Annotated in this window: 29 protein-coding genes and 1 tRNA gene; 9 read left to right on the top strand and 21 right to left on the bottom strand. The window is 68.4% G+C overall.

Annotated elements, in window-relative coordinates; genetic code table 11:
• From IBL25_RS13225 to rplM, 6 genes are all read right to left on the bottom strand, one after another.
• Positions 1-195: hypothetical protein (locus IBL25_RS13225; RefSeq protein WP_202986768.1), on the bottom strand; the 195-nt coding region annotated here is incomplete at its 3' end.
• A 31-nt stretch (positions 196-226) separates the two neighbouring features.
• Positions 227-748 (bottom strand): hypothetical protein, encoded by a 522-nt coding sequence (locus tag IBL25_RS13220; protein ID WP_187779018.1) that lies wholly within the window; start codon positions 746-748, stop codon positions 227-229.
• Positions 748-1,281 carry a gamma carbonic anhydrase family protein gene (locus IBL25_RS13215; protein WP_187779017.1) on the bottom strand — a complete coding sequence of 178 codons (534 nt, stop codon included), beginning with the start codon at positions 1,279-1,281 and terminating at the stop codon, positions 748-750. The genes IBL25_RS13220 and IBL25_RS13215 overlap by 1 nt, the downstream gene beginning before the upstream one ends.
• Complete coding sequence (argC, locus tag IBL25_RS13210; protein WP_187779016.1) at positions 1,281-2,237, bottom strand: N-acetyl-gamma-glutamyl-phosphate reductase; 957 nt, start codon at positions 2,235-2,237, stop codon at positions 1,281-1,283. The genes IBL25_RS13215 and argC overlap by 1 nt, the downstream gene beginning before the upstream one ends.
• A 129-nt stretch (positions 2,238-2,366) precedes the next feature.
• On the bottom strand, positions 2,367-2,861 hold the full coding sequence (rpsI, locus tag IBL25_RS13205) for a 30S ribosomal protein S9 (protein ID WP_120637695.1): 495 nt from the start codon (positions 2,859-2,861) through the stop codon (positions 2,367-2,369).
• 4 nt (positions 2,862-2,865) lie between these two features.
• Positions 2,866-3,336, bottom strand: a complete 471-nt coding sequence (rplM, locus tag IBL25_RS13200) for a 50S ribosomal protein L13 (RefSeq protein ID WP_187779015.1) — start codon at positions 3,334-3,336, stop codon at positions 2,866-2,868.
• A 174-nt stretch (positions 3,337-3,510) separates the two neighbouring features.
• Here rplM and IBL25_RS13195 point away from each other — a divergent pair, with 174 nt between their 5' ends.
• Positions 3,511-4,380, top strand: a complete 870-nt coding sequence (locus IBL25_RS13195) for an SDR family oxidoreductase (protein WP_187779014.1) — start codon at positions 3,511-3,513, stop codon at positions 4,378-4,380.
• A 10-nt stretch (positions 4,381-4,390) separates the two neighbouring features.
• Here IBL25_RS13195 and IBL25_RS13190 read toward each other — a convergent pair whose 3' ends face one another.
• Positions 4,391-5,119 (bottom strand): YoaK family protein, encoded by a 729-nt coding sequence (locus tag IBL25_RS13190; RefSeq protein ID WP_187779013.1) that lies wholly within the window; start codon positions 5,117-5,119, stop codon positions 4,391-4,393.
• A 120-nt stretch (positions 5,120-5,239) separates the two neighbouring features.
• Between IBL25_RS13190 and IBL25_RS13185 the strand changes: the two genes are divergently transcribed.
• Genes IBL25_RS13185 through IBL25_RS13175 form a run of 3 tightly spaced genes read left to right on the top strand, consistent with a single transcriptional unit; the run spans position 5,240 to position 7,664 of the window.
• Entirely contained in the window at positions 5,240-6,862 is a 1,623-nt protein-coding gene (locus tag IBL25_RS13185) for a GMC family oxidoreductase (RefSeq protein ID WP_187779012.1), read from the top strand.
• Positions 6,863-6,888: 26 nt separating this feature from the next.
• Positions 6,889-7,188 (top strand): putative quinol monooxygenase, encoded by a 300-nt coding sequence (locus IBL25_RS13180; protein ID WP_187779011.1) that lies wholly within the window; start codon positions 6,889-6,891, stop codon positions 7,186-7,188.
• A complete protein-coding gene (locus tag IBL25_RS13175) occupies positions 7,185-7,664 on the top strand; it encodes a CinA family protein (protein ID WP_187779010.1) in 480 nt (159 codons plus the stop codon). The genes IBL25_RS13180 and IBL25_RS13175 overlap by 4 nt, the downstream gene beginning before the upstream one ends.
• Here IBL25_RS13175 and IBL25_RS13170 read toward each other — a convergent pair.
• The gene (locus IBL25_RS13170; RefSeq protein ID WP_187779009.1) at positions 7,661-8,368 is read right to left on the bottom strand and encodes an extensin-like domain-containing protein; all 708 of its coding nucleotides are present in this window, start codon (positions 8,366-8,368) and stop codon (positions 7,661-7,663) included. The genes IBL25_RS13175 and IBL25_RS13170 overlap by 4 nt on opposite strands.
• A 125-nt stretch (positions 8,369-8,493) precedes the next feature.
• Between IBL25_RS13170 and IBL25_RS13165 the strand changes: the two genes are divergently transcribed.
• On the top strand, positions 8,494-9,663 hold the full coding sequence (locus IBL25_RS13165; RefSeq protein WP_187779008.1) for a M20 aminoacylase family protein: 1,170 nt from the start codon (positions 8,494-8,496) through the stop codon (positions 9,661-9,663).
• Positions 9,664-9,754: 91 nt separating this feature from the next.
• Positions 9,755-10,480 carry an SOS response-associated peptidase gene (locus IBL25_RS13160; protein WP_120637703.1) on the top strand — a complete coding sequence of 242 codons (726 nt, stop codon included), beginning with the start codon at positions 9,755-9,757 and terminating at the stop codon, positions 10,478-10,480.
• On the opposite strand, the gene uraH is transcribed toward IBL25_RS13160, so the two are convergent.
• The 6 genes from uraH to IBL25_RS27310 all read right to left on the bottom strand — a co-directional run bounded on the left by uraH (position 10,465) and on the right by IBL25_RS27310 (position 15,028).
• A complete protein-coding gene (gene uraH / locus IBL25_RS13155) occupies positions 10,465-10,809 on the bottom strand; it encodes a hydroxyisourate hydrolase (RefSeq protein WP_187779007.1) in 345 nt (114 codons plus the stop codon). The two genes, IBL25_RS13160 and uraH, sit on opposite strands and share 16 nt — an antisense overlap.
• A complete protein-coding gene (locus IBL25_RS13150) occupies positions 10,806-12,230 on the bottom strand; it encodes an NAD(P)-binding domain-containing protein (RefSeq protein ID WP_187779006.1) in 1,425 nt (474 codons plus the stop codon). The genes uraH and IBL25_RS13150 overlap by 4 nt, the downstream gene beginning before the upstream one ends.
• A 69-nt stretch (positions 12,231-12,299) precedes the next feature.
• Positions 12,300-13,250 carry an aldo/keto reductase gene (locus tag IBL25_RS13145; protein WP_187779005.1) on the bottom strand — a complete coding sequence of 317 codons (951 nt, stop codon included), beginning with the start codon at positions 13,248-13,250 and terminating at the stop codon, positions 12,300-12,302.
• 47 nt (positions 13,251-13,297) lie between these two features.
• The gene (locus tag IBL25_RS13140) at positions 13,298-14,170 is read right to left on the bottom strand and encodes a metal ABC transporter permease (protein WP_187779004.1); all 873 of its coding nucleotides are present in this window, start codon (positions 14,168-14,170) and stop codon (positions 13,298-13,300) included.
• Between the two features lie 4 nt (positions 14,171-14,174).
• On the bottom strand, positions 14,175-14,900 hold the full coding sequence (locus IBL25_RS13135; protein WP_187779003.1) for a metal ABC transporter ATP-binding protein: 726 nt from the start codon (positions 14,898-14,900) through the stop codon (positions 14,175-14,177).
• Positions 14,897-15,028: a hypothetical protein gene (locus tag IBL25_RS27310; protein WP_255722793.1), complete on the bottom strand. Its 132-nt coding sequence runs from the start codon at positions 15,026-15,028 to the stop codon at positions 14,897-14,899. The genes IBL25_RS13135 and IBL25_RS27310 overlap by 4 nt, the downstream gene beginning before the upstream one ends.
• A 127-nt stretch (positions 15,029-15,155) precedes the next feature.
• Between IBL25_RS27310 and IBL25_RS13130 the strand changes: the two genes are divergently transcribed.
• The 3 genes from IBL25_RS13130 (at position 15,156) to IBL25_RS13120 (ending at position 17,611) form a co-directional block, all read left to right on the top strand.
• On the top strand, positions 15,156-16,457 hold the full coding sequence (locus IBL25_RS13130) for a DUF445 domain-containing protein (protein WP_187779002.1): 1,302 nt from the start codon (positions 15,156-15,158) through the stop codon (positions 16,455-16,457).
• Positions 16,458-16,923: 466 nt separating this feature from the next.
• Positions 16,924-17,238, top strand: coding sequence for a hypothetical protein (locus tag IBL25_RS13125; protein ID WP_187779001.1), 315 nt, complete (start codon positions 16,924-16,926; stop codon positions 17,236-17,238).
• Between the two features lie 190 nt (positions 17,239-17,428).
• Complete coding sequence (locus tag IBL25_RS13120) at positions 17,429-17,611, top strand: site-specific integrase (RefSeq protein WP_187779000.1); 183 nt, start codon at positions 17,429-17,431, stop codon at positions 17,609-17,611.
• Positions 17,612-17,969: 358 nt separating this feature from the next.
• Here the strand turns inward: IBL25_RS13120 and IBL25_RS13115 are convergent, their stop codons facing one another.
• From IBL25_RS13115 to IBL25_RS13085, 7 genes are all read right to left on the bottom strand, one after another.
• Positions 17,970-18,629: a hypothetical protein gene (locus IBL25_RS13115; RefSeq protein ID WP_187778999.1), complete on the bottom strand. Its 660-nt coding sequence runs from the start codon at positions 18,627-18,629 to the stop codon at positions 17,970-17,972.
• A 1,088-nt stretch (positions 18,630-19,717) separates the two neighbouring features.
• A tRNA-Lys gene (locus tag IBL25_RS13110) sits at positions 19,718-19,793 on the bottom strand.
• A gap of 81 nt (positions 19,794-19,874) precedes the next feature.
• Complete coding sequence (gene rodA / locus IBL25_RS13105; protein WP_187778998.1) at positions 19,875-21,032, bottom strand: rod shape-determining protein RodA; 1,158 nt, start codon at positions 21,030-21,032, stop codon at positions 19,875-19,877.
• The gene (gene mrdA, locus IBL25_RS13100) at positions 21,029-22,936 is read right to left on the bottom strand and encodes a penicillin-binding protein 2 (RefSeq protein ID WP_187778997.1); all 1,908 of its coding nucleotides are present in this window, start codon (positions 22,934-22,936) and stop codon (positions 21,029-21,031) included. The genes rodA and mrdA overlap by 4 nt, the downstream gene beginning before the upstream one ends.
• A 1-nt stretch (position 22,937) precedes the next feature.
• Positions 22,938-23,471 (bottom strand): rod shape-determining protein MreD, encoded by a 534-nt coding sequence (mreD, locus tag IBL25_RS13095; protein ID WP_187778996.1) that lies wholly within the window; start codon positions 23,469-23,471, stop codon positions 22,938-22,940.
• 13 nt (positions 23,472-23,484) lie between these two features.
• Positions 23,485-24,348 carry a rod shape-determining protein MreC gene (gene mreC, locus IBL25_RS13090; RefSeq protein ID WP_187778995.1) on the bottom strand — a complete coding sequence of 288 codons (864 nt, stop codon included), beginning with the start codon at positions 24,346-24,348 and terminating at the stop codon, positions 23,485-23,487.
• A gap of 85 nt (positions 24,349-24,433) precedes the next feature.
• Positions 24,434-25,477 (bottom strand): rod shape-determining protein, encoded by a 1,044-nt coding sequence (locus IBL25_RS13085; protein ID WP_187778994.1) that lies wholly within the window; start codon positions 25,475-25,477, stop codon positions 24,434-24,436.
• Positions 25,478-25,804: the final 327 nt, after the last annotated feature.

Below are 25,804 nucleotides of genomic sequence, written 5' to 3'. Positions count from 1 at the left end.
CATGCGGGCGGCGGCACGCAGCGGCTCCACATTCGGCGGCAGCAGCGCGGTGGGCAGCGGCTGGCTGGGGCGCGGCCCCCGCAGCTCCGCGCAGCCCGACAGCAACAGGACCGAGGCGGCCAGGACGGCGGCGAGCGGGGCGGGCTTGATCTGGCGCATGCGGGCGAAGGCTCCGGACAGGCTGAAGGTCGTCATCGCCGCAGCATGGCCCGGCGCGGGCCGCGCGTCACCGGATGTCCACGTCCGGCGGGCCGAATTCCAGCTCCTGGCGCGCTGCGGCCGTGGCGGTATTGGCCTGCGGCAGGCGCGGCATGGCGGAAAGCCGGCGCAGCGTTTCCTCCGGCCCGGCGGTGAAGAGAGCCGGCTGCGAGAGCTGCGGCGGATTGGCCATCAGGGCATCGATCACCGCCTGCGATGGCGCCGATTGCGGAATGCCGAGCCAGCCACGCACTTCGTAGCGTGCCGCCTGCAAGGCCGGGGCGATGATGCCGGTGAAATCCAGGCTGCGACGCGGGGTCATCATCTCCGTCGCCAGGTATTCCAGCTGCGCCACGGCGACAGCGGCCTCGCGCGGGCGGTTGGCCAGCGCCTCCGGGTAAGCGAAGGCATCCGCCGCGCCGCGGATGGCGGAGGGCAGCGGATCATGCCCCGCCTGTGCCGCGGCGGATGGCAGGGTGTTCTGGGGCGTGGCGGCGCAGCCGGCCAGGACCAGCAAGGCCAGCCCGGCCGCCGCCAAGCCCCTGCGCATCAGGCCGGCTGGGTCAGCGAGGCGCGGTGGCGTTTGCCCAGTTCGGCGTAATGCACGGCGTTGCGATCCCATCCGGCTCGTTCCTCGGCGCTCATGACCCTGACGAAGCGGGCGGGGGCGCCAAGCCACAGCTCGTTCGGCCCGATCCGCTTGCCCGGCGCCAGCAGCCCACCGGCCCCCAGCATGCCACCTTCCTCGATCGCCGCGCCATCCAGCACCGTCGCGCCCATGCCGACGAAGGCACGGTTCTTCAACGTGCAGGCATGGATGATGCAGGCATGGCCGATGGTCACGTCATCCCCGATCAACGCCGGCAGGGTGCCCGCGGCCACGTGCACGATGGTGCCGTCCTGGATGTTGCTGCGGGCGCCGACGCGGATCGGATGCGTGTCGCCCCGCAGCACGCAGTGGTACCAAACGCTGGAATCCGGGCCGAGTTCCACATCCCCGATCACCGCCGCCGTGGGGGCCACGAAGGCGGTGGGGTCGATGGCCGGCATCCGTCCCTCGAAGGGAAAGAGCGGCCCGTTCATCAGGCGGCCACCGTCTGGCGGGCGGAAACATCCACGCCCAGCATCAGGCCGATATTCTGCACGGCCGCGCCGGAGGCACCCTTGCCCAGGTTGTCCAGCCGCGCCACCAGCACCGCCTGCCCGCGCGCGGCATTGCCATAGACGCGCAGTTCCAGGGTGTTGGTGTCGTTCAGCGCCTCGGGCTCCAGCTTGCTGTCGCCCGTGGGGGGCAGCACCTTCACCCATTCGGAGCCGGCGTAATAGGCTTCCAGCGCCTCATGCAGCGCCTGCGGCGAAGGCTTGCCGTGCAAAAGGTCCAGGTGCAGCGGGATCGAGACCAACATGCCCTGGCGGTAGTCGCCGACGCTGGGCACGAAGATCGGCCGGCGCGTCAGCTTCGAATAGGTCTGCAGCTCCGGCACATGCTTGTGCTCCAGCCCCAGGCCGTAAAGCTCGAAGGCCGGGTGCTCGCCTTCCTCGAACTGCTCGATCATCGCCTTACCGCCGCCGGAATAGCCGGAAACCGCATTGACCGTGACCGGGTAATCGGCCGGCAGCAGCCCGGCTTCCACCAGCGGCCGCAGCAGCAGGATGCCGCCCGTGGGGTAGCAGCCCGGATTGGCCACGCGCGCCGCGCTGGCGATCTTCTCCGCCTGCACCGGCGCCAGTTCCGGCACGCCATAGACCCAGTCCGGGTTCACGCGATGCGCGGTGGAGGCATCCAGCAGCTTCGGCGCATCGGCGCCCAGGCTGGCCGCCATGACGGCGCTTTCCTTGGAAGCGGCATCCGGCAGGCAGAGCACCACCAGATCCACCTCGGCCATCAGGGCGCGCTTGGCCTCTGGGTCCTTGCGGCGCTCAGGATCGATGGAGCGCACCGCGATGCCGGGGATATCCGCCAGCCGCTCGCGGATGCCGAGGCCGGTGGTGCCGGCCTCGCCGTCGATGAAGATCGTGGGAATCGCGCCCTTGGCCATCTGGTGTCTCCTGTTGGGGACGAGTTTAGCAGAAATCCGAAAACAGAAAGGGCGGGTCCTTGCGGACCCGCCCTTTCCGGTAAACAGCCTGTTGGCAACAGGCCGGCGCGTACGCCGGCCCGCCCAGCGTCAGCGCTTGCTGAACTGGAAGGAGCGTCGCGCCTTCGCCTTGCCGTACTTCTTGCGCTCGACCACGCGGGGGTCACGCGTCAGGAAGCCGGCCTTCTTCAGGATGCCGCGCAGCCCGGGCTCGAAGTTCACCAGGGCGCGGGACAGGCCGTGGCGCACCGCGCCGGCCTGGCCGGAGAGGCCACCACCGGTGACCGTGCAGTACACGTCGAACTGCTGGTAACGGTCGGCCACCAGGAAGGGCTGGGCGATCAGCATCCGCAGCACGGGGCGGGCGAAGTACTGGCCCTGCTTCTTGCCGTTGATGAGGATCTCGCCCTTGCCCGGCTTCACCCAGACGCGGGCGACGGCGTTCTTGCGGCGGCCCGTGCCGTAGGAGCGGCCGAACTGGTCCTTCTTCGGCTCGCGCGCCACGGCGGGCTCGCCAGCGGCCGGGGTGCCGGCAACCAGGTTCTTCAGTTCGGACAGGGAGGTGGCGGTCGTCTGCTCGCTCATGGCCTCAGCCCACCTTGTTCTTGCGGTTGAGGGCGGCGACATCCAGCGTGCTGGGCTGCGCGCCGGCATGCGGGTGCTCGGACCCGGCATAGACGTGCAGGTTCTTCATCTGGCGGCGGCCGAGCGGGCCGCGCGTGATCATGCGCTCCACGGCCTTCTCGATGACGCGCTCGGGGAAACGGCCTTCCAGCCGCTCACGCATCGTGCGCTCCTTGATGCCGCCGGGGTAGCCGGTGTGCCAGTAGAAGACCGACTGCTCGGTCTTGTTGCCGGTGACCTTCACCTTCTCGGCGTTGACGATGACGACATGGTCGCCGCAGTCAACGTGCGGGGTGAACTGCGGCTTGTGCTTGCCGCGGAGGCGAGTGGCCACGAGTGCGGCGAGACGGCCGAGCACGAGGCCCTCCGCGTCGATCAGCACCCAGTCCTTCTTGACCTCCGCCGGCTTCAGCGAGCGGGTCTGCGTGGAGAGCATGTTAATCCAATGACGTAATCTACGACTGGCGCGGGGTATCGCCGCAGGGGCTCGCGGAGTCAAGAAAAAGGTTGTGGTATCATGATACCGCATCTCCCCGGCCGCCCCGTTTGCCCTGCCGCGCGCCCGCTGGCATAGGCACCGCCACGCCGAGGACATGGAGGATTTGGCCGCGTGCAGCACGACTCCCTCGCCCTTCCCGTCGCGGTGATCGGGGCCTCCGGCCGTTCCGGCACCGCGCTCTGCCGGGTACTGGCGCGGGACGGCACGCCCTTCATCCCCGTGGCGCGGGATGCCGCGCGCTGGGCCGTCACCGGCCTTCCCGGCACGCCGCGTATCGCCGACCTCAAGGATGCCGCCGCGCTGCGGCTGGCGCTGGAGGGCGCTGGGTGCGTTGTTTCCTGCGCCCATGCGCGGCATGCCCCGGCCATTCTGGAAGCCGCGCCGCCGGAAGCGCGCATCGTGCTGATGGGCAGCACGCGCCGGTATTCCCGCTGGGCCGATGACCATGGCGATGGCGTCCGTGCCGGGGAAGCCGCCCTGCTGGCCAGCGGCCGCCATGGCGTGATCCTGCACCCCACCATGATCTATGGCGCCGAGGGCGAGGACAATGTGCAGCGCCTGGCGGCCCTGATGCGCCGCCTGCCGCTGGCGCCGCTGCCGGGCGGCGGCCGGTCCCTGGTGCAGCCGATCCACCAGGACGATGTCACCGCCTGCCTGCGCGCCGCCCTGGCACGGGACTGGGAGAAGCCGCGGGCCCTTGTCATCGCCGGACCGGCGCCGCTGCATTACGCCGATTTCGTCGCCGCTGTCTGCCGCGCGGCAGGGGTGCGGGTGCCGCCGGTGCTGCCGGTGCCGCTGGCGCCGCTGCTGCTGCTCTCCCCCCTCACCCGCCTGGTGCCGCGCCTGCCCACCGTGCGCGCCGCCGAGCTGCGCCGCCTGACGGAAGACAAGGCTTTCGGCATCGGCCCTATGCTGACGGAACTGGGCGTGGAGCCCATGCCGCTGGAAACCGGGCTGGCGCGCACCTTCGGCAAGAACTGAGCCCGGCGCCTCAGCCAGGCTGGTGCCTGCGCTGCCGCGTGGCCAGCAGGCCCGGCAGCGCCAGGGCCAGCAACGCCACCGCGCCCGCCAGCAGCAGCCAGCCACCGAACTGGCGGTAGCCCAATACCCCCACCACGCCACCGCTGAGGAAGCACAGCACCGTCTCCGCATGCAGGAGCAGCTTTTCGCGGTTGAAGTCGGAGACCTCCGCCCGGCCGCGATGCCAGGCATTGTCCAGCAGGTTGCCCAGCTCGATGCCGATGTCGGTCACCATGCCGGTGACATGGGTGGTGCGGACCCGGGCGTTCGAGAGCCGCGTGACCACCGCGTTCTGCAAACCCATCAGGAAGCTGAGGCCGAAGACCAGCAGCGGCCCCCGCCCCGGCGCCATCAGCCAGAGATCAACAGCGGCCAGCGCGGCCAGCAGCACCGACTCGGCCAGGATGCTGAAAGCATAGATGCCGGCCAGCCGGCGCCGGCGCCCGGCATTGATCAGCAGCGCCGAGACGGCCGCCCCGCCGATGAAGGTCAGCACGATGGCCATGAAAACCAGCCCGGTGCCGAAATCCCCCAGCGCCACATGATCCGCCAGGGCGGAGACATTGCCGGTCATGTTCGAGGAATACAGCCCCACGGCATAGAAGCCCGCCGCATTCAGCCCGCCCGCGATGCCAGCCAGGCTCCAGGCCAGCCGCCGGTCCACGGCCAGGCTCCGCTCCTCCCCCTCACGCACCAGCATCGGCATCCCTCCGGGGGCCAGGATAACGGCCGCGCGCCAGGCCGTCAGCAGCGTCTGGCCGAAGCGGGGCGGAGGGGCGTAGGCTTCCCCGCAAGACATAAACTGGAGGACGTGGCGGGCATGAGCAGCCTTCCGGAAAGCGCGGATTATGTGGTGGTGGGCGCCGGCTCGGCCGGCTGCGCCCTGGCGGCGCGGCTGTCGGAGGACCCGGGCGTGCGCGTGGTGCTGCTGGAGGCCGGGGGCCGCGCCAGCAATCCCTGGCTGCATGTGCCGATCGGCTATGCCAAGACCATGTACCACCCGGTCCTGTCCTGGAACCTGCAGACGGAGCCGGAGCCGGAGCTGGAAGGTCGCCGCATCACCTGGCCACGCGGGCGGGTGCTGGGGGGCTCCTCGGCCATCAACGGGCTTCTCTACGTGCGCGGGCAGCACGAGGATTTCGACCATTGGCGGCAGTTGGGCTGCACCGGCTGGTCGGCGGCCGATGTGCTGCCTTTCTTCCGCAAGGCAGAGGACCAGCAGCGCGGCGCCGATGAATGGCACGGCAGCGGCGGCCCCCTGGCGGTGTCTGACCTCGTGCCGCGCAGCCCGCTGACGGAGGCCTTCATCGCGGCCGGGCAGGAAATCGGCCTGCCGCGCAACGACGATTTCAACGGCGCCAGCCAGGAGGGCGTCGGCCCCTTCCAGGTGACGGCGCGGGCCGGCTGGCGGTGCAGCGCCGCCACCGCCTACCTCCGCCCGGCGCGCGGGCGGCGGAACCTCATCGTCGTCACCGGCGCGGCGGCGGAGCGCATCCTGCTGGAAGGGCGGCGGGCCACCGGCATCCAGTTCCGCCACGGCGGCGCGCTGCGCAGCATCCGCGCGGCGCGGGAGGTTATCCTTTGCGGCGGTGCCATCGCCTCCCCCCGGCTGATGCTGCTCTCCGGCATCGGCCCGGCGGCGGAGCTGAAGGAGGTGGGCATCGAGCCCACGCACGACCTGCCGGATGTGGGGCGCAACCTGCAGGACCATTTCCAGGCCCGCATGGTCTTCCGCTGCTCCCGCCCCGGCACGCTGAACGCGCAGATGGCGACGCTGCTGGGGCGCATCGGCATCGGCGCGCAATTCGCCTTCAACCGCACCGGGCCACTGACCATCAGCGCCGGGGTGGCCGGCCTCTTCGCCCGCGTGCTGCCGGAAAGCGCCTCCCCGGACACGCAGTTCCATTTCATCCCCTTCTCGGCCGACAAGCCCGGCGGGGGGCTGCATCCCTTCTCCGGCTTCACCATCAGCACCTGCCAGTTGCGGCCGGAAAGCCGGGGCACCATCACCCTGCGGGGGGCCGACCCTGCCTTGCCCGCCGTGATCCGCGCCAATTACCTCAGCACCGAGCTGGACCGCCGCTGCACCGTGGAAGGGCTGAAGCTGGTCCGCCGCGTGGCGGAGACCAAGGCGATGCGGGAGTGGATCGAGGCTGAATACTTCCCCGGCCCCGATTGCCAGGGCGACGATGGCCTGCTGGCCCATGCCCGCCGCGCCGGCACCACCATCTTCCACCCCACCAGCACCTGCCGCATGGGCGGCGACCCCGGCGCCGTGGTGGACCCGGAGCTGCGGGTGAATGGCATTGAGGGGCTGCGGGTGGCGGATGCCTCGATCATGCCCACCGTCGTTTCCGGCAACACCAATGCCGCCTGCATCATGATCGGCGAGAAGGCGGCGGCCATGATCCGCGCCTCCGCCCAGGCCCGCCAGGCCGCCTGAACCGCATCGCAAGGACCGCTTTCCACATGATCCATGTCATCGCCGTCATCACCGCCAAGCCCGGCAAGCGGGAGGCGCTGCTGGCGCTGTTCCGCGCCAATATGCCCGCCGTGCTGGCCGAGGAAGGCTGCATCGAATACGGCCCGGTCGTGGATGCGCCGGGCAGCCGGGCGCCCTATGGCCCCGATACCTTCGTGGTGGTGGAGAAATGGGCCAGCCCGGAGGCGCTGAGGGCCCATGCCGCCTCCTCCCACATGGTGACCTATGGCAATGCCTCCGCCCATCTGGTGGCGGACCGCGTCATCCATGTGCTGACCCCGGCATGAGCAGCCAGGAGGCCGCCGCCCGCGTGGCGGCGCTGCTGGCCGCGCGCGGGGAAAAGCTGGCGGTGGCGGAATCCTCCGCCGGCGGGCTGGTCTCGGCCCGGCTGCTGGCGGTGCCGGGAGCCTCGGCCTTCTTCCTCGGCGGCGCCGTGATCTATACCGGCACGGCGCGGCAGGCCCTGCTGGGCATCGGGCCAGAGGACATGGAAGGCCTGCGCCCTTCCACCGAGCCCTATGCCGCGCTGCTGGCCCGGCAGGTGCGGCAGAAGCTCGGCGCCGACTGGGGGTTGGCGGAGACCGGCGCCACCGGCCCTTCCGGCAACCGCTATGGCGATGCCGCCGGCCATGCCTGCCTGGCCGTCAGCGGCCCGCGCGGGCTGAGCCGCACGCTGGAAACCGCCTCCCCCAACCGCGCGGCCAATATGGAGGCCTTCGCCACCGCCGCGCTGGAACTGCTGGAGGAGGCGCTGCGGGCCTAGCTGCAACGCCGCCAGCGGCCGGCTTCCATGTGGAAGTGGTCGCGATGCGCCGCGTTGTAGTCCGGCCCCAGCACGGCGCCGAAGAAGCGGCAGGCGCCGTCCCGGACGTCGCGCAGGAAGGCGGCGGGGGAGCCATCCGCCGCCTCGCCCCAATCCCGTGGCAGCCGCACCTCCCGCCCATTGGCCAGGGTGAAGCCGGCGATGTCGATGGCATTGGCCGTGGCATGCTGGCTGCGGCGGCCGGCGGCGCGGCCATAGACATTGCGGCAGGCATAGCTGCCCAGGTGCCGCACGCCGGTGACGCTGCTGTTGAAATGCGCCTCGGCCGCCGGTTGCAGCGCGTGCCGCTCGAACATCAGCCAGGCGGCGGCCACCGGGCAGGTTACCACCGGCCGCGCCGGGCTCAGCACCGCGCTTTCCCCCTGCAGGCGCATGGTGTTCACCAGGGCGCAGCCATTCTCCTCCGGCCGGTCCGGCAGCCGCTGCGGCGTGATGCCGGAAGCCTCGAAGGCGGCCAGGCAGGCGCTGGGCTGCAACCCGATGCGGGCCATCTTCCAGGGCGTCATCAGGTTGGGCTCGGCACGGAAGTCCAGCGGCGCGCGCGGGTCCCATTCCGGCGGGATGCGCAGCAGGCCGGAGAAGACGGCGCCCAGCACGGCCAGCGGCGCCAGCAGCAGCAGGGTCAGCAGGATGCGGCGGATCATCACCCTGGCAGATGGCCCCGCCCCCGCCGCGTGGAAACGCCCGCATACAGTTTGTCACGGCGCCCCTTGCCAGCCCCGGCGCCCCGCTCTCACCATGGGACACCCGATCCGCAGGATGAACCACCATGCCCGTCTTGAACCGCATCGCCGATTTCCACCAAGAAATGACCGGCTGGCGCCATGACTTCCACCAGCACCCGGAGCTGGCCTTCGAGGAAGTGCGCACCAGCGGCATCGTGGCTGACAAGCTGCGCGAATTTGGCGTGGATGAGGTGATCACCGGCATCGCCAAGACCGGCGTGGTCGGCGTCATCCGCGGCAGCGCGCCTGGCCCCGCCATCGGCTTGCGCGCCGACATGGACGCGCTGCCGATCCTGGAAGAGACCGGCGTTCCCTATGCCAGCAAGACGCCCGGCAAGATGCATGCCTGCGGCCATGACGGCCACACCACCATGCTGCTGGGCGCCGCCAAGTATCTGGCCGAGACCCGCAACTTCGCCGGCACCGTCTACCTGCTGTTCCAGCCGGCCGAGGAGAATTTCGGCGGCGGCCGCGTGATGGTGGAGGAAGGCGTCTTCACCCGCTTCCCGATGGAGCGCGTCTTCGGCATCCATAACTGGCCGGGCCACAAGGCGGGCGAGTTCCTGTGGCGCGTCGGGCCCGTGATGGCGGCGGTGGGCAATATCGACATCACCATCACCGGCAAGGGCGCGCATGGCGCCATGCCGAACAACGGCAATGACCCGATCGTCATCGCCTCCCAGATCGTCTCGGCCTTCCAGAGCATCGTGGCGCGGAATGTGGAGCCGCTGGAATCCGGCGTCGTCACCATCGGCCATATCCGGGGCGGCCATACCCACAACGTCATCCCCGAAACGGTGCTGCTGCAGGGCACCGCGCGCTGGTTCAAGCCCGAGGTCGGCGACCTGCTGGAGCAGAAGGTGCGCGACCTCGCCACCGGCATCGCCACCGCCTATGGCGCCAAGGCCGAGGTGCAGTTCACCCGCCTGTATCCGGCGACGGTGAACGAGGAAGCCTCCACGGACCTGGCGAAGCAGGCCGCCGCCGCCGTGGTGGGCGAGAACCGCGTGGTGTTCATGGAAAAGCCCACCATGGGCGGCGAGGATTTCTCCTTCATGCTGAACGAGAAGCCGGGCGCCTACCTGATGCTGGGCGGTCAGCGCGCGCCCACCGACGCGAACGTGCACCACCCGAAATACGACTTCAACGACGAGATCCTGCCCATCGGCGCCAGTTACTTCGCCACGCTGGCCGAGCAGCTTCTGCCGCGCTGAGGAAACTGGCGGCGGGGCGGCCCTGCCCTGCCGCCTCAACCCTTTGGCGCTGGCGCCGTTGTCCAGGGCAGCCTTGCCGGGAGCTGAGATCATGTGCGGCCGTTTCTTTTTGCAGCGGGACCCGGCGGGGCTTGCGCAGTACATGGAAGTGACGGGCGTGCCGCCCAACTTCCCGCCCTCCTGGAACGTGGCGCCGACGCAGGATTCGCCTGTGGTGCGCTACAACGCCAAGGATGGCGCGCGCCACATGGACCTGCTGCGCTGGGGCTTGGTGCCGCGCTGGGCCAAGGACACTTCCGGCGCCGCCAAGCTGATGAACGCGCGGGCCGATGGCATCGCCGAAAAGCCATCCTTCCGCGATGCCTTCGCCAAGCGGCGCTGCATCGTGCCAGCCGATGGCTTTTATGAGTGGCGGCAGGAAGGGGCGCGGAAGCAGCCCTATGCCGTGGCTTTGGCCTCGGGCGAGCCGATGGCGCTGGCGGGCCTCTGGGAAGGCTGGCAGCAGCCGGATGGAAGCTGGCTGCGCACCTTCTCCATTGTCACGACCGACGCCAATGAAAAGCAGGCACTGGTGCATCACCGCATGCCGGTGATCCTGCCGCCCGAACTCTGGCCCGCCTGGCTGGGCGAGGAAGAAGCTTCCCCCGAGGAATTGCAGGATTTCCTGCACCCCAGCCCGGCGGAGGAACTGGCCTGCTGGCCGGTGCCCGCCCGTGTCGGCAAGTTCTCGGAAAACGATGCCGGGCTGATTGCCCGCGACCCCACGGCGCAGCCGCCGCCGGAACTGAACGACCCTTCGCCCTACGAGCCGCGATAGGTGGAATAAGACCAGGGCGAGCAGAGCAGCGGCACGTGGTAATGCCCCTGCCCTGCCTCCAGCCCCACATTCAGCGCCACCACATCCAGGAAGCCCGCCGCCTGCCCACGCGCGCGGAAGTAGTCGCCCACCGCGAAGCGCAGTTCGTAGCGGCCGGGGCGGAAGCTGGCGACGTCCATCAGCGGTGCATCGGTGCGGCCATCGGCATTGGTGGTGGCGCGTGTCACCAGCACGGCATCCTCCATGCGCCAGAGTTCCACCGCCACGCCAGCGGCAGGGATGCCGGCGGCGGTGTCCAGCACATGCGTGGTCAGGGCGGAGGGCTTCACTGCGCGGCTTCCTCGGCCAGTTCCTCGGGGATCAGTGAGGTCAGTTCCCGCAGGTCATAGGCTTGCAGGGCGGCGAGGTGCTTCTCCGCATCCTCCCGCCACAGTGCGCGGCAAATGCCATCGGCCAGGCGCGGCACGCCGTATTTCATGCCACTGATGCTGGCGCCGGACAGGCCCATGGAGAGTGTCGCCGCATAGGTGATGCAGTGGATGCGCGTCAGGAAAGGCGCTGTGCCCGGCTGCTTCTCCTGAAAGGAGAAGTCATCCGACAGATAGGGCGAGACGGCGCAGAGCGCGCTCTCCTCGCCCGGCGGTGGCGTGAAGGCGTCGCGCCAGAGGCGGATATGCCGCGCGAAGGGCGCCAGTTCCGGCCGCAGGCCGAGATCGAAGGTGCTACCGGTGCCCAGGATCACCGCATCGGCGCGGAAGCTGCCGCGCGGGGTCTCCAGTTCCACCTCCTGCCCCGTCATGCGGGCGGCGGTGACCGGCGCGCCCATGGTGATGGCGAAGCGCGGGTCGCCCGCCACGCGGTCCCAGCTTTCCTGTGGCGGCGGCTGGTTCAGTTCGAAGATGTGGCGGATGAAGCGCCACTTCAGCAGGTCCGGCAGCGCATGGTGCTGGCCGAGGAAACCGGCCTGCTCCATCCAGCGGAAGGGGTTGATGCGCGGCATGCGCGGGCGCCGCACCAGCATCCGCGCCTCGGCCGCGCCGGCCTCCAGCGCGGTCGCCAAATTATCGAAGGCCGAGGCGCCGGCGCCGACCACCAGCAGCCGCTTGCCAGCGAGGCTGGCGAAATCGATCTCCTGCGCCGTATGCAGCACCTTTTCGGGCGGCAACTGGCCGAAGGGGGCAGGTGTGACCCAGGCGCCGGAACCATCCATGCCGGTGGCCAGCACCAGCCGCCGGGCGCGCAGCACGGCCTCGCCACCCGGCGTGGCAAAGCGCAGGCGCAGGAGCGCACCCTCCGGCTCCACCTGCGTCAGGGCATGTTCGTGCCGCACCGGCAGGTCCAGCACGCGCGTGTACCAGTCCAGGTAGCGCTGCCAGTCCTCGCGGCCGATCTTGTGCAGGTTCTGCCAGGCCGCCGCGCCATCCCGCGCCTCGAAAAAGGCGCGTGGTGTCAGGGCGGGGATGCCAAGGTCAGGGCCGGTGACATGCTTCGGCGTGCGCAGGGTGCGCATGCGCGCGAAGGTGGTCCAGACCCCGGTGCCGCCCGGCGGCGCGCGGTCGAAGATGGCGGTGTTGCCCACCTTCTGCCGCCGCAGGGCAAAAGCCGTCGCCAGCCCGGTCTGGCCGCCGCCGACGATGGCGACATCCAGCACGCCATCGCCGGCCGGCGGCACCCAGTCATGGGCGGGGTAGTCGAGGTATTCCAGTTGCTGACGAAGGCTGCGTTCCAACGCGGCGAGAGCATCAGGCATCGCGGAAACCTCAAGGGCGGGTGCGGTGCAGCATGGCGCCCCGCCCCGCCCCTGTGCAAGCCGGGCCTGCTACGGCGCGGCGGCGTCCAGCGCCTGCATGGCATCGGCGTCCAGCTTCAGCTGCACGGCGGCCAGCAGTTCCTCCAGTTGCTCCACCTTGGTGGCGCTGGCGATCGGCGCCACCACCGAGGGGCGCGAGGCCAGCCAAGCCACCGCCACCTGGGACGGCTTCACGCCCAGGCGCTTCGCCACGGCATCCATGGCATCCAGCAGCTTCAGCCCCTGCGGGTTGAGGTAGTTGGTGCCGATCTTGCCGCCACGGGCGCTCTGCGAGAGGTCGGCCTCGCTGCGGTACTTGCCGGTCAGGAAGCCGCTGGCCAGGGTGTAGTAGGGCGCGACGGCCACGCCTTCCTTGACGCAGAGGTCCTGCAAGGCGCCTTCGAAATCCTTCCGGTCGTAAAGATTATAGAGCGGCTGCAGCACCGTGTAGCGCGGCAGGCCCTTGGCATCGGCGGTGGAAAGCGCCTCGCCCAGCCGCTCGGCGGTGAAGTTGGAAGCGCCGATGGCGCGCACCTTGCCGGCCTTGATCAGCCGGTCATAGGTTTCCAGTACCTCCTCCATCGGCGTCCCGGCATCGTCGCGATGGGAGTAGTAGAGATCGACATAATCGGTGTTGAGGCGCTTGAGTGAGGCCTCGATCTGCTTCTCCACCCGCGCGCGGGCAAGGCCCTTGTCGGTGGGCGTCATCTCGGCACCGGTCTTGGTGGCGATCACCACCTTGTCGCGCCCGCCGCGCGCCTTCAGCCACTTGCCGATGATGGTCTCGGACTCGCCGCCCTGGTGGCCGGGAACCCAGCGCGAATACACATCGGCGGTGTCGATGAAATTGCCGCCACCGGCGACGAAGGCGTCCAGGATCTTGAAGGACTGCGCCTCGTCCGCTGTCCAGCCGAAGACATTGCCACCAAGGCAGAGTGGCGCGACCGAAAAGCCGGCCTTACCCAATGCGCGCTGTTCCATCCGGATGTTTTTCCTGCCTGTTGCCGGGCGGCGAAAGGCAGCCCGGGTTAACCAGCCAGATGCGGCCGTCGCAGCCAACGCGCAAGGAGGCCGTCGACCGGCCCGGCCACCAGCGAGACCACCCAGGCGCCCCCCGCCACCAGCACGATGGCCGGCCCGCTGGGCAGATCGAGGTGATAGGAGAGCAGCAGCCCCGCCGCGCTGGAGAAGATGGCGATGGCGACCGAGGCATAGGCCATGCCCCCCACGTTGCGCGCCCAATGCCGGGCGGCGACAGCGGGCAGCATCATCAGCCCCACCGCCATCAGCGTGCCGAGTGCCTGGAAGGCCGCCAGCACGTTCAGCACCACCAGCCCCAGGAACAGCATATGCCAGGCCCCGCCGCGCATCCGTGCCGCGGCGGCGAAGGAAGGGTCGAAGCATTCCACCACCAGCGGCCGCCAGGCGAAGGCCAGGGCCATCAGCGTCAGGCTGGAAACGCCGGCCATCATGAACAACGCCGGGTCATCCACCCCCAGCACGCTGCCGAACAGCAGGTGGGAGAGTTCCACCGAACCCGCGCGGGTGGAGATCAGCGTCACGCCCAGCGCCAGGGCGACGAGGTAGAGGGCGGCCAGGGCCGCATCCTCCCGCCCTCCGGTAGCACGGGAAATGGCGCCGGCACCCAGCGCCACCACCAGCCCCGCCAGCAAGCCGCCGATGGACATGGCAGTGACGGACAGGCCCGCCACCAGGAAGCCGGCGGCGATGCCGGGCAGGATGCCATGGGCCAGCACATCGGCTGTCAGGCTCATCCGCCGCAGCATCAGGAAGACGCCCAGCGGCGGCGCGGCCAGCGAGAGCGCGAGGCAGCCCACCATGGCACGGCGCAGGAAGCCGAATTCCGCAAAGGGGCCCCAGATCAGGTCCAGCAAAGCCATGGCTTCAGGCCGCGTCGCGCGTGCAGGCCCCGGCGTCGTCCAACCAGCCTTCCGCCATCATGCGGGCGCGCAGGCGGTTTTCGGGGCGCAGCACTTCCTCAGTGGGGCCCCAGGCGATGGCCTCGCGCGCCAGCAACAGGGTCTGCGGGAATTCGCGCTGCACCAGTTCGAGGTCATGCAGCACGGCCACCACGGTGCGCCCTTCCCCATGCCAGCGGCGCACCAGGGCCAGGAGGTCCGTCACGGTGCGCGTATCGAGGGCGTTGAAGGGCTCATCCAACAGGATGACGGGCGCGTCCTGCACCAGCAGCCGGGCAAAAAGCACGCGCTGGAACTGCCCCACGGAGAGGCTGCCCACCGGCCGCCTCGCGAAGCCTTCCAGCCCCACGGCGGCCAAGGCCTCCAGCGAGCGGGCACGCTCCGCCGGGCGGATAGCGCGGAAGGCGCCGGCGCGGGACCAGTGGCCCAGTTGCACCACATCCAGGCAGGAGATCGGGAAGGCACGGTCCACCGCTGCCACCTGCGGCAGCAACGCGATGGATTCGCGTGGCGCCACCAGCCGCCCGCCATCCGGCCGGTGCAGCCCGGCGATGGCGCGCAGCAGCGTGGACTTGCCGGCGCCATTGGGGCCGACGATCGCCGTCAGGCTGCCAGGCGTGAAATGGCCGGAAACGTGATGCACCGCCGGCCGGCGCCCGTGGCTCAGGGTCAGGTTCTCAAGCGTGATCATGCCTGCAAAGCCCACAGCACACCGCCCCAGAGCAGCGCCAGCAGCACCGCCGCCAGCAGCAGGCGCGCGCCAGTGCCGGCGGCCAAGGCTAGCGGGTCGGTCAGCAAGGGGGATCGGGGCGCGCTCATCTCTGTTATGTCATAACATCACATTGGGCCGGGCGGAAGCGGAAGGCGATGCATCCCTGCCCTCCGGCAACGGGAGGGCGGGCCGCGTGGTTTCGGGGGCATGCGATCTCCGATACCCTCCGCTCCGATGGACGCTTCTCCTCTGCCCCCCTTCCCCGCCAACCCGCAGGACCCGGAGGTGGCGCTGCGGCGCAACCTCGCCCGCTACCGCGCCTTCGCCAGCGGCTTGCTGGTGCTGATGGCGGCGCTGATGCTTGGCGCCTATTGGATGCCGCCGGGTTATACGACCGACCTGCTGCAGGCCGCCGCCAAGGCGGGGCTGGTGGGCGGCCTGGCCGACTGGTTCGCGGTGACGGCGCTGTTCCGCCGGCCCATGGGCCTGCCCATCCCGCATACCGCCATCATCCCCAATGAAAAGGAACGGCTGGGGCGCGGGCTAGGCCGCTTCGTCGCCAACCATGTCTTCACCGAGGCCGAGATCGGCCGGCTCCTGGCCCGCATCGACATCGCCGCCATCCTGCGCCGCTTCCTGGAGGACCCCGCCACCAGCCGCCAGACGGCGGAAGCACTGGCGGGCTCCCTGCCGCGCCTGCTGCTCTCGGTGGAGGACGGGCGGGCGCGACGCCTGTTGATGCGGCTGCTGCCGCGCATCGCCTCCGGCCCCGCCGCCGCGCGCATGCTGGCGCGGCTGTTGCGGACGCTGATGGCGGGCGGCCAGCACCAGGAGGTCTTCGGCCTAGCCGTGACGCAGATCCGGGTCGTGCTGGCGGCCAAGGAGGACAGCCTGCGCGATGCCATCCAGAACCGCGTGCGGGCCGAAGGCGGCGCGCTGGTGGGCTGGCTGGCCGGCGCCGCCGTGGCCCGGCGCGTGCTCAGCTCGATCAATCAGGAGCTGGAAAAGATCGAGCCCGACGACAGCGAGTTGCGTGCCGCCTTCGAGGCCTGGCTGCTGGCCGAGATCGAGAAGCTGGAAACCGACCCGGAACGCGCCGCCACCATCGGCCGCGCGCTGCGGGAAGCCATGGCCCACCCGACGGTGAATGCCTGGCTGATGGATGTCTGGGACCGGCTGAAGGCCGCCCTGGCCGCCGATGCCGGGCGCAAGGACGGACGGACGGTGACGCTTCTGGCTGGACTGATGGGCAATCTGGGTGCGCTGCTGGAGCAGGATGAAGGCGCCAGGGCACGGGTGAATGGCGCTGTTGAGCGCATGCTGCGCGGGCTGCTGCCACAGGCGCAGGACCGGCTCTCCGGCTTCATCGCGCAGGTGGTGGGCAACTGGGATACCGCCACCGTGGTGGACAAGATCGAATTGCGCGTCGGCCGCGACCTGCAATTCGTGCGCGTGAACGGCACGCTGGTCGGCTTCCTGGCGGGCGGTGCGCTCTATGCGCTGCTGCGGGCGATTTTCGGGCATGGGCCGGGGTAAGAGCGGCATCATGCAGGGGCATCGAGGCGGCTGCGGTGAGCGGGATGGGCGCAGTGTCATCGGGGTAATTGGCGCTACGGCTGCGGCACCCTGTCATCCCGGATCTCTAACGACAGAATCGCTTCGAGCGCCGACTTGTCTTGCTCGCCATTTTCCTGACCGCCATCGGCTGCGCTGAGGAGCCAACTTGGAAGCAAACTGGAGAGGCCGCCATTTCGTTGGCGCAAGCGCCCTGATGATTGCGGCTGGCGGCAGCCGGCAAGGCCCTTAAGCGGGCTCTGCGGGGCTTCTGGCGAAGCGCAAAGTCCAGACACGCAAACGCCCCGTTGCGGGGCCATTGCGGGGCGTTTGGCAGCTCTTTTTTCCAGGGAAAGAGATGGTGAGCGCCCGCAGGCTCGAACCACGCACCTACTGATTGAGCCGAGTGCCGAGCTTGACGCCGGCGGTCCACCGACAGGCAGAGCCGGTGCCGAACCCTGCGGCCGAGCGTCGCACCGCCATCGCCAAAGCTGCCTCGGAGCGCGCCCTGCTGGTGGTCGAAGCCACCCGTCCCGGGACTGCCCACTACCGCTTTGGCGCGTTCTCCAGTTTCCTCGGCTGGTGCCAGAAGGAAGGCTATGTGGCAGTCAGTCTCTACCTACCCGCCAGCAAGGCACGCCGGTTAAGCGCCGTTCGGTCCCGGTCACGCTACCGTGCCATGTCCGACCTCGCCCGCCTGTGGCACGCTGCCGACGCAGTGGACGGTTTTGCGCCTGCCCATCGTAATCGATCCGACTGCTGATCGGGCTGCCCCTACTAGCGGAGCGAGGCGGCGCAACTGGACTGGTCGCCCCTCGACTTGAACAAGGGCGTGTGGACTACGCTGGGCACGCTGACAAGAACCGGGACACTCACCGCCTGCCGTTCGGTTCGCTCGCGCTCGATTTCTTGCGCGCACGCTGGAAGGACGCGGGCACGCCCGGAACCGGCTGATGTTCCCCTTTCCCAAGGCCGGCAAGAAGGTCAACACGTTCAGCGACTTGAAGGCAGCGCTGGATGACACTTCCGATGTGACCGGCCGGTGCTGGCATGAGGTCCGCCGTTCCTTTTCTACCGCCTTAGCCGAGGCTGGTGTGGCGGAGATCGTGGCCGATGCGCCGCTAAACTATCGGTAGGCTGCGACCGGTGGCGGCGTTCTTCGCGTCCATTAGCAGGCAACAGGCCAACCGGAACAGCAAGCGGCCATACAACGCTGGAATGAACCGCCAACCGTAGCGATTAGCGATAAGTCCAAACGCGTCACGGTGGTGGTTGGCATAGATGCCCGTGCGGTGAAAGTACAGAATACTACACCAATCCATCCACGTTATCTGCGGCGACAATGTGTGACCACCTTTCCACGCTGAGGCGGCACTTCGACCCACCAGATGTAGTTGGGCGGAATACCGAGGTGCTAAGGTAGAGTGATAGATCTTCGCTGAAGACCAAATTCGCGGAACCTAGTTTTACACGAAAATACTAAAATACATCCGATCAAACAGAGATCGCTTTTGATATTTCGTCCCAGTATATCACAAAAATTACAAGGATTGGGCACAAGATTAGGAAAACACCCACGAATGTCATAAACCTGAACAAGCCAGCCCATAAGGAATACAGTTGAACGTCGACCATATGAGGATATTTTCTTCCCGCATCGCTCTTTTGCCATGCGGCTTCTGTCCTCTTTGGAAGGCCGTTTTTATAGACCTCGGTCTTTTTGTTGATAATCCTTCCCTGATGCTCCGCTACCGCCGCCCTGCGGGCACCATCTCCGAATTCATCCGGGAACATTGCTTCCAACAGCAACCGGTACTGCCGAGCACGTTCCGCATGCATTTTATTCCGCTCATAATGCTTTATACTGAGTAGCCGTCCGTGCCGGCTTAATCCAACTATCAATACTCCAAGGAATGAGTATAAAAGGTAGGACCATGCAGGCACATGAGGCTCGCTAGCGGTCGGCTTGAGAAAAACAATAAGACCACCGGAAGCTGCAGCAAGGGACAAGATGGCACCACAAATTGTCATAACTAGAGTGGTACCCTGCTGGCGCAGGTTTTCATGTTGCCTGGCTTGATCGCAATGCTCTTTGTACATTGCCTGCAGATACGGAAGCAGTTCTTTACGGTCGAATGCTGCATGCTGCTGCATGGATGCTGCTCCACCTGTGGGGCATCCCATTGCTCCAAGCCACAAACCTAACCCAATTCATGCTCTTATGCGATTAATACGCTTGTGAAGCGGCTGGAGCCAGTTCTTCGCTTTACGGCCAAAGAAGGGTACCCATCGCCTGGCTGCGCTAAGCTCAGGACGCCTAGATCCGGAAGAGGACGGTGGACGCTAGGCAGATAGCGGACACGAAGGTCTGGGCGCAGTGGTCATCACGCAGGGTGATGCGGTGCCGCCGCTGGTTCTAGAACTTCCTGTTATGCGGGATTCGCTGCTCGCGACCGCAGCGTGATGGAATGCAGGGCTCGACGCCACGAGCGGTCAGGGTGTGGCGGAAGTGACCGCTGTCATAGCCTTTGCCGCTGATCAGGATGCCAGAGGGCAGCCCCAGCTACCGGTGACGACGTCGTGCCACCTGGCGTTCAGGCCGCCCTTGCGGCGGCTGGACATGGCGGGAGGCAACCCTTTCTGAGCAGGCTGGCTGCTGTGCGGTGGGCCTTGAGGTGAGTGGTCTCGATCATCAGCCGGTCCGGTCGTCCTTGCCACCCTCCAGCCCCGCGAAGATGCGGTTGAAGGCGGCGATGCGGCTCCAGCGGATGAAGCGGTTGTAGAGGGCCTTGTGCGGCCCCTGCCCGGTAGCCGCATCGCGCTAGCCTAGGCCATGGCGGATAACGTGGAGGATGCCGCTGGCGACCCGCTGGTCGCCCACCCGCGGCACAGCATGCGAGGGCGGGAAGTAGCACGAGGTCGGCCCGATCTGCGCCTTCGGAGCCAGAACAGGTCAGCTATGGCAGCACATCCAGTTCAAAGCGCAACAGGCTCCATTAATGGGTATGAGCCTAATCTATTGGTCCTGCTGCAGCCCAGTTGCCACGACCCAACGCGCTGTTCAGAAATGGCCGCTGAAGGATGCCAGCCCCGCTCAGTGGCGCCTGACGCTCAGTATTCCATTCGTCGAAGCCAGCCACGACCACCAGCATGGTCTTGGCGAACGGCACATGTGCCCCCGGCAATGTACGGGCAGAAACTTTTCTTTCTCTGGGAAATATGGCCTCAGCCACTGGAAGAGATGGTGGGCGCTCACGGGCTCGAACCGTGGACCTACTGATTAAGAGTCAGCTGCTCTACCAACTGAGCTAAGCGCCCATCTCTTTTTCCTTCAGGGCGTTTCAGGCGCCCCGTCGGTGGAGGGGGCTTTTAACGCCTCTGGCGGGAATGGCAACCCCTCTAATCACGTGTCGCGCCAAATTCTGCATCGCGATGCACATGCACCGACATCAGAAGCCCGCAGCCCAGCATGGTGGTCAGCATGGCGGAGCCGCCGTGGCTGATCAGCGGCAGCGGCACGCCGCCCACCGGGATGCTGCCCGTCACCATGGCGATGTTCACGAAGACATAGAGGAAGAAGTTCACGCCCAGTCCGACAGCCACCAGCCGCCCGTATTGGTGGCGGCAGCGGATGGCCACCATCAGCGCGAAAGCCAGCACCAGGGCCAGCAGCAGCAGCGTCGTCAGCGCCCCCACCAGCCCGAATTCCTCCGAGATCATGGTGAAGATGAAGTCCGTCTGCTTTTCCGGCAGAAAGTTCAGGTGCCCCTGCGTGCCCTGCAGGAAGCCCTTGCCCCAGAGGCCGCCCGAGCCCAGCGCGATCTTGGACTGGATGATGTTGTAGCCCGCGCCCAGCGGGTCGCTCTCCGGGTCCAGGAAGGTGGTGATGCGGGCGCGCTGGTAATCGTGCAGGTGCTCATAGGCGATCGGTGCCGCGATGCCCGCCATGGCCAGGATGGCGGCGAATTTCCACCAGCGCACGCCGGCGGCCCAGAAGACCGCGCCGCCCACCATCAGCGTAATCATGCCGGTGCCGAGATTGGGCTGCTTCAGGATCATCCCCACCGGCACCAGCGCGGCGATGACCGGCGGGATCAGGAAGAGCGGGTTGCCCACCTTCTCCCAGCTCGCGCGGTGGAACCAGGCGGCGAGGGCCAGCACCAGCATGATCTTCATCAGTTCCGAGGGCTGCAACTGCACCGGGCCGATCTCGATCCAGCGCTGCGCGCCCTTGCCCACCTGCCCGTGCAACGCCACCAGCACCAGCAGCGCCACCCCACCGGCGTAACCAAGCCAGGACAGCTTTGCGATGACGCGGATGTCGATCAGGGCGATGGAGAGCATCATCACCAGCCCGAAGGCGAAGCGCAGCGCATGCTTGCTGGCATAGGGCTCGGGTGAGCCGCCACCGGCCGAGTAGAGCGCCACGTAGCCCACGGCCGCGATGGCGCAGAGCAGCAGCACGAAGCTCCAGGGGATCAGCCAGAGCTTCTCCAGGATGCCGGCACCGCGGTCGCGGGTCAGCAGGCGGCGCTCGAAGATCGCGCGGGACATCATCGGCGGGGATTTCCGGGGGGCCGCTGGGCCTCTGCCAGTTGGGATGCGGGGGTGGCCTCGGCGCTGGGGGTGGCGGGGGCATTGCCGCCGCGGAAGCGGTTCAGCACCTCCACCATCACCTCCCGCGCCAGGGGCGCGGCGGCGGCGCCACCGGCCGTGCCGTGCTCCACCACCACCGAGACGGCGTATTGCGGATTGTCATAGGGCGCGAAGGCGACGAAGAGCGCATGCGGGCGCCATTCGCGCGGCATGGTCTCCACCCGGAAGCCACGCTCGCGCTGCTCGCGCGAGACGCGGCGCACCTGCACCGAGCCGGTCTTGCCCGCCAGCACGCCCACCGAGGCCGGCAGCTTGCCATTGGCGCCGGTGGCGCCGGGCTCGTTCACCACCGCCCACATGCCTTCGCGCATCAGCTTCAGGTCGCGCTCGGGGATACCGAGTTCCGGCCAGTCCTCGGGCCTGATGCCACGGGTAGCCTTGCCATTGATGCTGCGCGTCAGATGCGGCTGCACCGCCCGGCCGGTGGCCAGCCGCGCCGTCATGGTGGCGAGCGACAGCGGCGTGAACTGGTAGAAGCCCTGGCCGATGCCATGCACCACCGTATCGCCCAGGTTCCAGGCCTTGCCCTGCTTGATGCGCCAGTCCCGCGTGGGAGAGAAGCCGCTGCGGGTGCCGGGCAGCTCGATGTCGAGCGGCACGCCCATACCGAAGCGCTTGGCCATGGCGGTGATCTTGTCGATGCCCGTGCGCTTGGCGATCTCGTAGAAATACACGTCGCAGGAATGCTTGATGGCCCCGCGCATATCGAGCCCGCCATGGCCGAAGCGGCGCCAGCAATGGAAGCGCGTGTCGCCCAGGTCGTAATGGCCGGGGCAGTAGATGCGTTCCGTGGCCGTGACGGTCTTGGCCTCCAGCGCCGCCAGCCCCACCACCATCTTGAAGGTGGAGCCCGGGGCGTAAAGGCCGTTGGTGGCCTTGTTGATCAGTGGCGTGGAACGGCTGCGCGTCCATTCCTTCCATTGCGCCGCCGAGATGCCGGAGGAAAACAGGTTGGGGTCGAAGGAAGGCTGGCTGGCCAGGGCCAGCACCTCGCCGTTGCGGGCGTCCATGACGACCACGCTGGTGCCTTCCTCGATCTTGTCGCGCACCACCCTCTGCAATTCGGCATCGATGGAGATGCCGACATCCTGGCCACGCACACCCTCCCGCCGGTCCAGTTCCCGGATCACGCGGCCTACCGCATTGACCTCGAACTGCACCGTGCCGGCATTGCCGCGCAGCAGCTTGTCATGGAACTTCTCGATGCCGGAACGCCCGACGCGAATGCCCGGCAGCTCCAGCAGTGGGTCGCCATCCATGTCGGCCTCGGCCGGCGGGGCGACATATCCCACCACATGCGCCAGATGCTCGGCCCAAGGGTATTGCCGCGTGGTGCCGACATCGACGCTGATGCCTGGCAGGTCGGGGGAATTGGCCTCGATCCGCGCCATCTCCTCCCAGCTCAGGAACTCCCGCACCGTCACGGGCACGAAGCGGCGGCGGCGGCGCACCTCGCGCTCGATCCGCGCCCGCTCCTGCTCCGTCAGGGGGATGATGTTGCTGAAAGTCTCCAGCGTGGCATCGACGTCCTGGGTCTGCTCGGCCGTCAGCAGCGCGCGCCAGTTCAGGTCATTGGCGGCGATGACGCGGTTCTGCCGGTCCAGCACCCGGCCGCGCGGCGGGGCGATGAGCCGCGCCGAGATGCGGTTCTCATCGGCGAGCGTCGCATAGCGCTCCCCCTGCTCAAGCTGCAGCTTCTGCAGGCGATAGCCGAGGAAGCCGAGCAGGCCCGCCTGGCCCGCCCCCAGCATCAGCGCCCGCCGCGTGAAGACGCTGCGGCGGCGTTCTTCCTCTCTCTTGCTCATCTCAGGCCAGATCCTCGGCCCGCTGCATGGCCTTGTGCAAGCGCGTCAGCAATGCGGCGATCGCGGGGTAGAACCCCGTGCTGAGCGCCCAGAATACCACGCCCGGCATGACTGGCGGCACACGGGCATTCAGCGCGGCCTGCAACACATAACCCAGCAGCGCCGCGCCGGCGGCGAAGCCAGCGAAGGCCAGCCAGACGATGGGAAAGGACTGCCGCGCCAGCGGGCGCCGCAGCCGCAGCACGAAGCCATGGACCACCAACATCGTCAGGATGCCGATGCCCAGCGGCGCGAAGCCCAGCAGGTCCTGCAACAGCCCGATGGCGAAGCAGACGGGCGGCGACATGGTGGCCGGGCGGAACAGCGACCAGAAGAAGACGCAGGCCAGCGCCACCGCCGGCAGGGCCGAGGGCAGGTCCACCGGCGCCGCCGAGGCCACCATCATCAGCGCCGTGCTGCCGGCCGGGAAAGCGGCGCGCGCCAGCGCATCCAGCCGGCGCAGCAGGCCGGGGGCGGGTTCGCGCCTGCCGCGCATGGCCATCGGCGCCTCAGTGCTTTCCGCGCGGTTCGGGGCGGGCGACGGATTCCGGCGGCAGGATGCCAGTCAGGCCGAAGTCGAAGATGCGCAGCATGTCCAGCCGGTCCAGCCGGGCGAAAAGCTCCACTTCCGCCGTGCCGCCCTCGGTCCAGCGCACCACGCCCACCGGCAGGCCGGCGGGAAAGACGGAAGCCTCGGCACTGGTCACCACGCGCTCGCCTTCCCGGGGGCGGGTGCCCTCGGGCCAGTGCTGCAGGCGCGGGTGGTCGCCATTGGTGCCGGCCATGATGGCGCGCGCCCGGCTGCTTTCCAGCGTCACGGGGATGCGGCTGTTCATGTCGGTCACCAGCAGCACGCGGGCCGAGCGGCTGCCCACCTCCGTCACGCGCCCGGCCAGGCCACGCTCATCCAGCGCCACCTGGCCCTTGCGGATCTCGACGCCCGGCGCCAGCGCCAGCAGCACGGCGCGGGCATAGGTGCCGCCGGCATCGGCCACCACGCGGGCGGTGCGCAGGCTCCAGGGTGCTTCGGGAATGACGCTGAGCTGGCGGCGCAGCAGGGTGTTCTCGGCTTCCAGGGAGAGGGCGGCGGCCTGCCAGCGGTGCAGGCGGTCGTTCTCCTCCCGCAGCCGGGCATTCTCCTCCCGCATCGCCCAGAGCATGCGGGCCTCCTGCAACCCGCCGCGCAGGGCATTCACCGGCTCGGCCACCACGGCATAGATGGGGGCCAGGGTATCGGCCAGGGCCATCCGGGCGCGGTCCACCAGCACCGTGTCCGCCTTGCCGATCAGCATGGTGCCGAAGGCAAGGGCCACCAGCACTGGCAAGGACAAACGCGACAGAGCCTGGCGCAGCGGGATGCTGAGACGGATCAAGCGCGGACTTCCTCAGGGCAGGATGTCGGAAGAACGTCCAGGATAGCGATTCGTCAGGGGGCCCATAGCCTGAGCCCCAGCTTTTTTAATACATGGAGGAGAGGACGTGGCGAAGCCGCTTCATCTCATCCAGCGCGCGGCCGGTGCCCAGCGCCACGCAGGCCAGCGCATCCTCGGCCACCGAGACCGGCAGGCCCGTGGCCTCCCGCAGCACCTGGTCCAGCCGCTGCAGCAGCGCGCCGCCGCCGGTCAGCACGATGCCCTTGTCCACGATATCGGCGGCGAGCTCCGGCGGCGTATTCTCCAGCGCCACCTTCACGGCTTCCACGATCTGCGACACCGGCTCGGCCAGGGATTCGGCGATCTGGCGCTGGCTGACCATCACCTCGCGCGGCACGCCATTCATCAGGTCGCGGCCACGCACCTCGGTGACCGGGCCTTCCTCGTTCCAGTCCGGCAGGGCGGCGGCGCCGATCTCCATCTTGATCCGCTCGGCGGTGCTCTCGCCGATCAGCAGATTAAACTGGCGGCGAATGTAAGAAATGATCGCCTCGTCCAGCTTGTCGCCGCCGACGCGCACGCTGCGGGCATAGACGATGCCGCCCAGCGAGATCACGGCCACCTCGGTGGTGCCGCCGCCGATATCCACGATCATGGAGCCGGAGGGCTCGGTCACCGGCAGGCCGGCGCCGATCGCGGCCGCCATCGGCTCCTCGATCAGCAGCACCTTGCGGGCGCCGGCGGATTCGGCGCTTTCCTGGATCGCGCGGCGCTCGACGGCGGTGGAGCCGGAGGGCACGCAGACAATGATCATCGGCGAGGCGAAGGAGCGGCGGTTATGCACCTTGCGGATGAAATGCTTGATCATTTCCTCCGCCACCTCGAAATCGGCGATGACGCCGTCCCGCAACGGGCGGATGGCCGCGATATTGCCGGGCGTGCGGCCCAGCATCTGCTTGGCTTCCTCGCCCACCGCCAGCACCTGCTTGCGGCCACGGATATCGGCGATGGCGACCACGGAGGGCTCGTTGAGCACGATGCCTCGCCCCTTCACATAGACCAGCGTATTGGCCGTGCCGAGGTCGATGGCCATGTCGGCCGAAAGGAAGCCGAACAGGCGAGAGAACATGCTGCGAACCTTCCGGGAGAATAAGCCGCTGACAATGCGGTAAAAGGCGCCGTGGATTACCCCCCCGCGCGCCCGGGCTCAAGCCGCAATCCATGACCGCTTTGCAACTCAGCGCCCAAGCCTGCGTTTCCGAAGCGTAGATTGCAACAGCTTCAGGATTCACGCCCATGCGCAAGTCTTCTCTCGCCCTGCTCGCCCTCGCTGGCCTGAGCCTGGGCGCCTGCGGCTACTCGACCGGCGACCGCGCGGCTTCCGGCGGCCTGCTGGGCGCTGGCGCCGGCGCGGCGGTCGGCTCGCTGTCCGGCAATGCCGGCACGGGCGCGCTGA

The organism is Pseudoroseomonas ludipueritiae (assembly GCF_014490445.1).
Taxonomy (GTDB): Bacteria; Pseudomonadota; Alphaproteobacteria; order Acetobacterales; family Acetobacteraceae; genus Pseudoroseomonas; species Pseudoroseomonas ludipueritiae.
This window is presented reverse-complemented; position numbering and strand designations above follow the sequence as displayed.

Coding starts and splice junctions, on each gene's coding strand:
- IBL25_RS13175 (WP_187779010.1), top strand. CDS start 7,185: ATGAGCAGCCAGGAGGCCGCCGCCCGCGTGGCGGCGCTGCTGGCCGCG.
- IBL25_RS13180 (WP_187779011.1), top strand. CDS start 6,889: ATGATCCATGTCATCGCCGTCATCACCGCCAAGCCCGGCAAGCGGGAG.
- rplM (WP_187779015.1), bottom strand. CDS start 3,336: ATGCTCTCCACGCAGACCCGCTCGCTGAAGCCGGCGGAGGTCAAGAAG.
- IBL25_RS27310 (WP_255722793.1), bottom strand. CDS start 15,028: ATGAGCGCGCCCCGATCCCCCTTGCTGACCGACCCGCTAGCCTTGGCC.
- IBL25_RS13130 (WP_187779002.1), top strand. CDS start 15,156: ATGGACGCTTCTCCTCTGCCCCCCTTCCCCGCCAACCCGCAGGACCCG.
- IBL25_RS13115 (WP_187778999.1), bottom strand. CDS start 18,629: ATGCAGCAGCATGCAGCATTCGACCGTAAAGAACTGCTTCCGTATCTG.
- IBL25_RS13165 (WP_187779008.1), top strand. CDS start 8,494: ATGCCCGTCTTGAACCGCATCGCCGATTTCCACCAAGAAATGACCGGC.
- IBL25_RS13140 (WP_187779004.1), bottom strand. CDS start 14,170: ATGGCTTTGCTGGACCTGATCTGGGGCCCCTTTGCGGAATTCGGCTTC.
- argC (WP_187779016.1), bottom strand. CDS start 2,237: ATGGCCAAGGGCGCGATTCCCACGATCTTCATCGACGGCGAGGCCGGC.
- IBL25_RS13220 (WP_187779018.1), bottom strand. CDS start 748: ATGCGCAGGGGCTTGGCGGCGGCCGGGCTGGCCTTGCTGGTCCTGGCC.
- mreD (WP_187778996.1), bottom strand. CDS start 23,471: ATGCGCGGCAGGCGCGAACCCGCCCCCGGCCTGCTGCGCCGGCTGGAT.
- IBL25_RS13160 (WP_120637703.1), top strand. CDS start 9,755: ATGTGCGGCCGTTTCTTTTTGCAGCGGGACCCGGCGGGGCTTGCGCAG.
- IBL25_RS13120 (WP_187779000.1), top strand. CDS start 17,429: ATGTTCCCCTTTCCCAAGGCCGGCAAGAAGGTCAACACGTTCAGCGAC.
- IBL25_RS13215 (WP_187779017.1), bottom strand. CDS start 1,281: ATGAACGGGCCGCTCTTTCCCTTCGAGGGACGGATGCCGGCCATCGAC.
- rpsI (WP_120637695.1), bottom strand. CDS start 2,861: ATGAGCGAGCAGACGACCGCCACCTCCCTGTCCGAACTGAAGAACCTG.
- IBL25_RS13190 (WP_187779013.1), bottom strand. CDS start 5,119: ATGCTGGTGCGTGAGGGGGAGGAGCGGAGCCTGGCCGTGGACCGGCGG.
- IBL25_RS13150 (WP_187779006.1), bottom strand. CDS start 12,230: ATGCCTGATGCTCTCGCCGCGTTGGAACGCAGCCTTCGTCAGCAACTG.
- rodA (WP_187778998.1), bottom strand. CDS start 21,032: ATGATGTCCCGCGCGATCTTCGAGCGCCGCCTGCTGACCCGCGACCGC.
- IBL25_RS13135 (WP_187779003.1), bottom strand. CDS start 14,900: ATGATCACGCTTGAGAACCTGACCCTGAGCCACGGGCGCCGGCCGGCG.
- IBL25_RS13085 (WP_187778994.1), bottom strand. CDS start 25,477: ATGTTCTCTCGCCTGTTCGGCTTCCTTTCGGCCGACATGGCCATCGAC.
- IBL25_RS13145 (WP_187779005.1), bottom strand. CDS start 13,250: ATGGAACAGCGCGCATTGGGTAAGGCCGGCTTTTCGGTCGCGCCACTC.
- IBL25_RS13185 (WP_187779012.1), top strand. CDS start 5,240: ATGAGCAGCCTTCCGGAAAGCGCGGATTATGTGGTGGTGGGCGCCGGC.
- mrdA (WP_187778997.1), bottom strand. CDS start 22,936: ATGAGCAAGAGAGAGGAAGAACGCCGCCGCAGCGTCTTCACGCGGCGG.
- IBL25_RS13170 (WP_187779009.1), bottom strand. CDS start 8,368: ATGATCCGCCGCATCCTGCTGACCCTGCTGCTGCTGGCGCCGCTGGCC.